Below are 8206 nucleotides of genomic sequence, written 5' to 3' on the forward strand. Positions count from 1 at the left end.
AGTCCCCCTTGTCCCGTCGCCAAAAACCGCGTGGAAATGCCCCGTTTTTGAGCAACTTTTCTTAACTCCAAACTGGCTGACATTTTACCGATCGCCATATCCGTCCCCACCGTCAGAATCCTCTCACAAGTTAGCGATCGCGCCCTACCCCGACCAACACCCAACCCCGAAGGTTCTTGACGAATATCCCAAATCCATTGCCCCTCGCGCAATTCCCCTGCAATTTCCCCCATTGGACTATGAAGACCATTGACCACAGATAACCCCGCTAAAATAGCCTCTTTAACCTCTTGCTGCCACTCCTCCGGTAGAATGCCCCCAGAAGGAGCAATGCCAATTAATAAAACATCGGGTTGATAGGCGATCGCCTCCCCCACCGAAGCAACAATGGGAATATCGCGAGGAATGCCCGTTAATGCCGCTAAAGACCCCCCCGCATGGCCGCGATCGATAACCGCCGCTACAGTCGCTTCTCCATAGCGCAACAACGCCAAACCCGTCTTCCCCGAATGGCCGCTAATCCCGTCATGTAATAAAATCGCCACGCGATGATTTTTAGTTAATCTCATTCCAACTCAACCCCCAAACCCGGGAAATTTCTTGGTACTAATCTCCCATTATCTAACCTTGCTCCCCGAAAGGGATCGTCAACTAAATTTAAGTGACTGTCAAGATCGATATAATTCGCATAAGGTGCCAATTGAGACATGGCCGTATTCGCCAAGGTACTATCAGAATAACAACCATACATGATTTGCAGATTTAAGACCTTGGCAATACGAATCATATTCAAGGCTTCCGTGAGTCCCCCGGATTTCATAATCTTGACATTAATGCCATGAATACAATGGGATAAACGCAGAATATCAGCACTATTAAAACAACTTTCATCAATAAAAATTGGCAAAGGGGACTTTTCATACAAAATCGGAAAGTCCTTTTCTGCAGCAACATTTAAAGGTTGTTCGAGATGACAAACACCCTGTTTTTCTAACCATTGAGACATTTTAATCGCATCAGATAAACTCCACCCCCCATTGGCATCAACGCTGATTTCTGCATGGGGTATTTCTTCTCTCTCAGCCAGAAAAAGAGCGCGATCGTATTCAATACCCTCGGGACTGCCCAATTTCAACTTAAAAACCTTCGCATCTAATAATTGTTGCCATTGACGGACTCTTTCCTTTGCCTTTTCTGGGGAACTAATTCCCACAGTTACTGAAGTAGGAATAATGCGACTTAAATCTAAACCCCACAACTTCCACAAAGGTAAATAAGCACGTTTTCCCAACCAATCATAGAGTGCCATATCGATCGCCGCCCTCACGGGAGTTGATGTTTTCGCCTCTTGTAAAACCCCCTCAATTTTTTGCCGTTCTAAAGGCGTAAACTGTTCTAAACTGGGAATCAGAGCGTTTAATTCTTCGATTAGCTTTTCTGGACTGGGTTTGCTTTCTTGGATAATGGAAAAAGGCATTGCTTCTCCCCACCCTTCCAGACCATAATGTTGTAATCTCACCCAAATATTAGTATTTCCTGCACTCGTCCCCCGACTAATGGTTAGAGGTACGCGCTTGCGGACTGTAAAAGTTTGGAATTTGATTTGCATCGGTTCTATTGGAGAATGTTTTGGCACAGGATTGCGATCGTGACAATCTTTACTTAAATTTAACTTGATTCCAACATTTGGATTATGATAGATAGACCTCGTTAAGATTCTCTCTAGTCTCATGGGCATTTACCGTCAATCCCCTCTCTCTCATTCTCTAGCTTACTGGTTTTCTGTTCTGGCTTTGGTATTCACGGCGATCGCAACACCGTCAGCCAAAGCAGAGACAATTTCTGGAATCAATGATGGCACGGGAACAATAGTGACACCCCAAGGCAGTCAATTCCAGATTACAGGAGGAACCACTGCGGGAAATAACTTATTTCACAGTTTTCAAGAATTCGGTCTTTCTGCGGGGGAAATTGCCAACTTTATCTCTAATCCCAATATTCAAAATATTCTCAGTCGCGTTGTCGGTGGAAATCCTTCCCTCATTGACGGTTTAATTCAAGTGACAGGAGGAAATTCTAACTTATTTTTGATGAACCCTGCGGGAATAGTTTTTGGGAGTAATGCCAGTTTAAACGTACCGGGAGATTTTACAGCGACGACAGCGACGGGAATTGGTTTTGGCAATAATCAATGGTTTAATGCTTTCGGAGAAAACAATTACACAGAATTAACGGGAATCCCTTTTCAATTTGCCTTTGATGTTTCCCAACCCAGCGCAATTCTCAATCAAGGGAATTTAGCTGTTAATGCGGGGCAAAATTTAACCTTAATTGGGGGAACGGTCATCAATACAGGCAGTCTCAATGCGCCCAATGGTACCATAACCCTTGCTGCTGTTCCGGGGAGCAGCTTAATCCGCATTCAGCAAGCAGGGAGTCTCTTGAGTTTAGAGGTTGAGATTCCCAAAGATAGCAATGGTGAGATTCTTCCTTTCACAATGTTGGATATTCCCGCACTATTAACAGCTTCTCCTTCCCCGACAGATGCAAATCTGGCGAATGCAAACACGGGAGATTTAATCGTGACGGGGGAAGTGCAGGGGGAAAATGTTAATCTTGCAGCCATAAATCCCATTCAACCTCACGATCCAACCTTAATTCGCACGGGGGATGGAACGCAACACAGCCCCACAGTGATGCGCTTTGGCGAAAAAGTTGGGGATTCTTGGGATTATACCTTCATTGACGAGAGAGCAGATAATCCCTATGAATTACTCTATGGAGGAGAAGCCGGCACCGTTTCCCGTTTGGTGCTCAGAGGTGAAGATGGTATTACTAAGATTACCGAAGTCTTGAATTTTGCCAATGACCCCATCGAGACTCTAAGCATCGTTGCAGAAGGACATTCTGGGGAACTCTGGTTAGGGAAAGATTTTATTACAGCGCAAAACGTTCAACAATATCGCACTCAATTGGAAAGTTGGGGAGAATCTCTCTCTCCTCTTGCAGATATTTTGCTCTATAGTTGTTTTACCGCTTTAGGGGCAGCAGGAGAAAGTTTAGTTAATCAGATTGCCAATGCGACAGGTGCAGATGTAGCCGCTTCGGTAGATGCAACGGGAAGTGCTAATTATGGAGGCAATTGGGTATTGGAGTATAGTACGGGAAATATTGAGGCAGGGATACCGTTTACCGATGGAACTTTAGCGAACTGGGATGGGAAGTTAGCAACGGTTACAGTTACAACAGGGAGTGGAGCAGGTTCTTTAAAAGATGTTACTGAAAGTGTAGCAACTATGGGAGACACCATTACATTTGACCCGACAGCATTTGCAGGAGTGGTGACGATTGATTTGACAGGGAATGAAATCAACTGGTCAATTGACAATTTAACTTTAGAGGGAACGGGACAAAATAATCTATTTCTTGATGGAGGTGGAACGAATCGCATTTTTAATATTTCTGCAAATAATGCCACCATTAAGAATCTAACCATTCAGAATGGGACATCGGCAGGAAGTGGAGGAGGTATTTATCATAATGGTTCCGGAAGTTTAACGGTCAGCAATAGCACCATTTCCGGAAATTCGAGTGGCAACGACGGTGGAGGAGTTGCGACTACATCTGCTACATCTAGTCTGACCATCAACAATAGTACAATTTCAGGGAACTCCAGTACCGACGATGGGGGTGGAATTTATGCTTACTCCAGCGTAACCATCAACAATAGTACAGTTTCAGGGAACTTCAGTGGCCAAGACGGGGGTGGAGTGGATACCCGCACTCTAAATATCAACAATAGTATAATTTCAGGGAATTCCAGTAACCAAAAAGGAGGAGGAGGTTATGCTTTCTATAATGCAACTATTACCGATAGCACAATTTCAGGGAATTCCAGCAATAACGATGGTGGTGGAGTTGCTGGCAATAATAATGTAACGATTACCAATAGCACAATTTCAGGGAACTCCAGTAACCAAAAAGGAGGAGGAGGTTATGCTTTCTATAATGCAACTATTACCGATAGCACAATTTCAGGTAACTTCAGCAACGGAGAAGGAGGGGGAGTTGATGCCTATAATATAACCATCAACAATAGCACAATTTCTGGAAATTCTAGTAACTCCTACGGTGGTGGGATTGATGCTGATAATGCAACTATCACAAATAGTACAATTTCTGGAAACTCTAGTAATGGAGATGGTGGTGGAATTAGTACCTTTAATGCAATCATCACAAATAGCACGATTTCTGGAAACTCTAGTAATAAAGATGGTGGTGGAATTTTTGCGACAGATGGAACGATCCGTAACAGTACGATCGCCTTCAATGTCGCAGATGCCGATAATAACGGTACGGGGGATGGTGGAGGGATGTTTCGCGGTGGGACAATCGATACTTTTACCATTGAAAACAGCATTATTGCTCAAAACAGCGACTTGGGTGGGGAAGCACCCAATTTAGGCGGGACTTTCGATACGATTCAATTCAGTCTCATCCAAAACGCGACAGGAGCAACAATTACCACCGATACCAGCAATATAAAAGGGATTGACCCTTTGTTACTCCCCCTTGCTAATAATGGTGGTTCAACCCAAACCCATGCTCTCAATGCGAATAGTCCTGCGATTAATGCCGGGAATAATGGTCTTGTCGCCACCTCTACCGATCAACGGGGAGAAAACCGTATTTTGGGAGGAACTGTAGATATTGGAGCCTATGAAGTTGTCCCAGTTTCCGTAACATCAACACCTGTTACGCCTGTTGTTAATACAACGCCTGTTATTAATACGACACCGACACTAAATTTTAATAGTTTTAGTAACTTACTTTATATCCCTTCTCCATCTCTAGCTTTAGTTAATCCTTCAACAAACGGAAATAAATTGATAAGTGCAGCCCAAGCATTTACCTTATTTGATGCACAATTCTCTGATAGTTTTCAACAATATTTTGACAGTGGTAGTTCCTCGGGGGGAACATCTGGGGGAACGTCAGGAGGAGGAAGTGCGGCTAATGCAGGAGGAGCAGGGGGACTCACTTCATCAGGAGGAAGCGCGATCGCCGGTAATAGCTCTAATTCTTCAGCAGGAGGAGTGAGTTCATCAGGAGGAAGCGCGATCGCCAGTAATAGCCCTAATTCTTCAGCAGGAGGAGTGAGTTCATCAGGAGGAAGCGCGATCGCCAACAATAGCTCTAATTCTTCAGCAGGGGGAGAGAGTTCATCAGCAAGCGATACAACTTCTAGCACTGCTTCTTCAAGTAGCAGTGGTGCAGAAACATCAGAAAGCGACTCATCAGAAAGCGACTCATCGAGTGAAAATAGTTCGGGATTCAATGATACTGCGAATAAAGGTTCAGGAGAAAGCAATAGCGACTCCTCCTCCAATGGAGACAGCAGCGAAGACGAACTCAACCTCGCCCGCGCCCAAGGCAGTCTTGATGAAGTATACCGCGCCACAGGAGTCAAACCCGCTCTCCTCTACGCGATTTTTGTTCCTGCTGTAGGTCAATCTGAAAATGCGGAAGATTCTCCCAGCGATCGCCTCTTCCTCATGCTCGTTCCTCCTACCGGCGATCCCGTTATTCGTCCTGTCCCCATCAATCGCGAATTAGCCTTGCGAGTTGCCGATCGCTTCCGCAACGCCACCATTAACACCCGTCGTCCCACCTCCTTTATTGCACCCGCCCAAAAACTTTATGAATGGCTCATCGAACCGATAGCCAAAGATTTGGAAACCCTAGAAATTCAGCACCTCACCTTTCTCCTCGATTCAGGACTGCGTTCCATTCCCGTCGCCGCCCTTCACGATGGAGAACAATTTCTCATCGAACGCTATAGCCTCAGTTTAATGCCCAGCATGGCCTTAACCGACCTGAGTTACGCCGACGTGCGAGGAATGAGCCTCTTAGCAATGGGTGCAGAAACCTTTGACGACCAAAACCCCTTACCCGCAGCCGGTGCCGAAGTGGACTTGCTCACAAATCAACTCTGGAAAGGAGATTCTTACTTAAACGAAGAATTTACTGCTGAAAAACTGGTAGAAGTGCGAAATCAAAACTCCTTTCGCATGATTCACTTAGCGACTCATGGAAAATTCCAGTCGGGAAGTCCAGATGAGTCCTTTATTTATTTAGGGGCTGGAAAATTACCCCTAAGTCAAATTCGCAATTTAGGCTTACACGATCCCCCCGTAGAATTGTTAGTGTTGAGTGCTTGCGAGACAGCATTGGGAGACGTGCAAGCAGAGTTAGGATTTGCGGGTTTAGCGGTGTTGGCGGGAGTTAAATCTGCCTTGGGGAGTTTATGGCAAGTGAGCGATTCGGGCACATTTGGACTAATGACTACTTTTTACGAACAGTTAAAAGAGGCACCCATAAAAGCCGAAGCGTTAAGGCGATCGCAATTAGCCATGATTCGCGGAGAAACAAGATTGGGAGAAGGAGAAATCGTGACCACGAGGGGCGCGATCGCTTTAACTCAAAAGTTAGAAGGAGGAAGTGATTTAAGCCATCCTTATTTTTGGAGTGCCTTCACTTTAATTGGTACTCCTTGGTAATGCCAAAACCCTTGCATTTCGACAGGAATACACAACCAGTCGGGTGCATCTCCCAAGATTTGGAATTTGATTTGCATCGGTTCTATTGGAGAATGTTTTGGCACAGGATTGCGATCGTGACAATAGAGGTTAAATTACTCTAAAAATTCTTCGATTTCTTCTCTTTTTTTCAACCGAAGCGGCATTTTTTCCAACTCTGGAAGTGCCAGAGTTTCTCGCTGTTTCTGTCGGTCGGACTTCGGCATTAATAACGGTAGAGGATCGGGTTTTTCTAGCCAATATTCTGCCACAGGAAGAGTATGTTCTAAATCTTCTAACGGTCTAGGGATCACCATCACAGCACTAAATTCGCCAATTCTTTCTGCTTCGTACATCCCCACTTCTACCGCGACAGCAACATTCGCTACAGTTCCTCGCACGATCGCGGTACATAAACCATCTCCAATAGTTTCATAACCCGCCAATTGAATATCTGCTGCTTTTAACATGGCATCTGAGGCACCTACCATCGCCGGAAAACCTCGCGTTTCCAGCAAACCGAGGGATTGATTGCTCAAGCGGCTGTAACCGCGTTGTTCTTGTGCTTCTTCAATTAAGTGAGTGCCTATAGGAAAGATCGCTTCTAGATTGGGGAGAGGACGAGGAAGCACCATTTTGCTGATCAGTTGTCCAAATTGTTCGGCGGTTTTCGCCCCTTCTTCCACAGCGAGACGCACGTCAGCCGTTTTGCCGCGCACGATCGCGGTACAATAGCCACTGCCGATTTTTTCATATCCCACCAAAATAACCCCTGCGGATTTTAGCATCATATCTGCTGTGCCGACGATCGCGGGGAAACTGCGAGTACAGACTAGCCCAAGGGCGCTTTCCATCATAACTCGCTTTTTAATTTCTATTTCAGACATGGGTTTTTTCTTCTAATGTTCTCGGAGTGCTTTTCTTCTCCTTCAGCCTAGCAAAGTTTATTGGCAAAAAACAGCTACAAACCCCTTATACATAAAGACAGCTTGTATTTTGTCCCCTATCGCGAAAATGTAACAGATTCCCAGACTAAGTTGAAGGAAAGCAGTTTAATTTGTGGTTAAAATGATAACAGTACCATCATCCCCTGTTAGCAGCGTGAACGCGCCATCTATGAATACAACAGTTTCTTCCTTTCAGCCCCTGGATCATTCCTCCCTAGACTCCCTACCAGAAGTTTGGCCGCTAGTCGCCCGAGAATTTGCTCAAACTGTTGCCCTTCACGATCCCCACACCAAACCAGAAGTTATTCTCACTTATGAGCAGCTTTACGAGAAAATTTGTCAATTTGCGATGGGGATACAAGCCTTGGGGGTAAAACCGGATAGCAAAATTGCCCTCTTTGCTGATAATAGCCCGCGCTGGTTTATCGCAGATCAAGGGATTATGGCTGCGGGGGCTGTAAATGCCGTGCGATCGGCAAAAGCGGAACGAAATGAACTTCTCTACATTTTCCGAGATAGCGATAGTACGGGGTTGGTGGTTCAAGATGTACCAACTTTGAAAAAACTCAAACCTGAAATTGACGATCTACCTGTTGAATTTATTGTTTTACTTTCCGACGAAAAACCACCCAACGACACCCCCTTAAAAATCCTGAATTTTACCCAGTTAATGACCTTGGG

At 45.1% G+C, this 8206-nt stretch carries 5 protein-coding genes; 2 read left to right on the top strand and 3 right to left on the bottom strand.

Translation table 11 applies throughout. From position 1 onward, the window contains the following. Both VB714_RS26075 and VB714_RS26080 read right to left on the bottom strand, forming a co-directional pair. The coding region (locus VB714_RS26075; RefSeq protein WP_323228148.1) for a DUF1611 domain-containing protein at positions 1-569 on the bottom strand (569 nt) is incomplete at its 3' end. Continuing rightward, positions 566-1609, bottom strand: a complete 1044-nt coding sequence (locus VB714_RS26080; protein WP_323228149.1) for a dipeptide epimerase — start codon at positions 1607-1609, stop codon at positions 566-568. The genes VB714_RS26080 and VB714_RS26075, both read right to left, overlap by 4 nt. 121 nt (positions 1610-1730) lie before the next feature. Here VB714_RS26080 and VB714_RS26085 point away from each other — a divergent pair, with 121 nt between their 5' ends. Further along, positions 1731-6560 carry a CHAT domain-containing protein gene (locus VB714_RS26085; protein WP_323228151.1) on the top strand — a complete coding sequence of 1610 codons (4830 nt, stop codon included), beginning with the start codon at positions 1731-1733 and terminating at the stop codon, positions 6558-6560. Between the two features lie 134 nt (positions 6561-6694). Here the strand turns inward: VB714_RS26085 and VB714_RS26090 are convergent, their stop codons facing one another. Next, positions 6695-7465, bottom strand: a complete 771-nt coding sequence (locus VB714_RS26090) for a BMC domain-containing protein (protein WP_323228152.1) — start codon at positions 7463-7465, stop codon at positions 6695-6697. A gap of 229 nt (positions 7466-7694) precedes the next feature. Here VB714_RS26090 and VB714_RS26095 point away from each other — a divergent pair. Next, a partial coding sequence (locus tag VB714_RS26095) for an AMP-binding protein (RefSeq protein WP_323228154.1) occupies positions 7695-8206 on the top strand: 512 nt, incomplete at its 3' end.

It is taken from the genome of Spirulina sp. 06S082, from assembly GCF_034932145.1.
GTDB lineage: Bacteria > Cyanobacteriota > Cyanobacteriia > Cyanobacteriales > Spirulinaceae > CCY15215.

Excerpts from the sequence above, each read along its gene's own strand:
- VB714_RS26080 (WP_323228149.1), bottom strand. The coding sequence starts at position 1,609 with ATGCAAATCAAATTCCAAACTTTTACAGTCCGCAAGCGCGTACCTCTA.
- VB714_RS26085 (WP_323228151.1), top strand. The coding sequence starts at position 1,731 with ATGGGCATTTACCGTCAATCCCCTCTCTCTCATTCTCTAGCTTACTGG.
- VB714_RS26090 (WP_323228152.1), bottom strand. The coding sequence starts at position 7,465 with ATGTCTGAAATAGAAATTAAAAAGCGAGTTATGATGGAAAGCGCCCTT.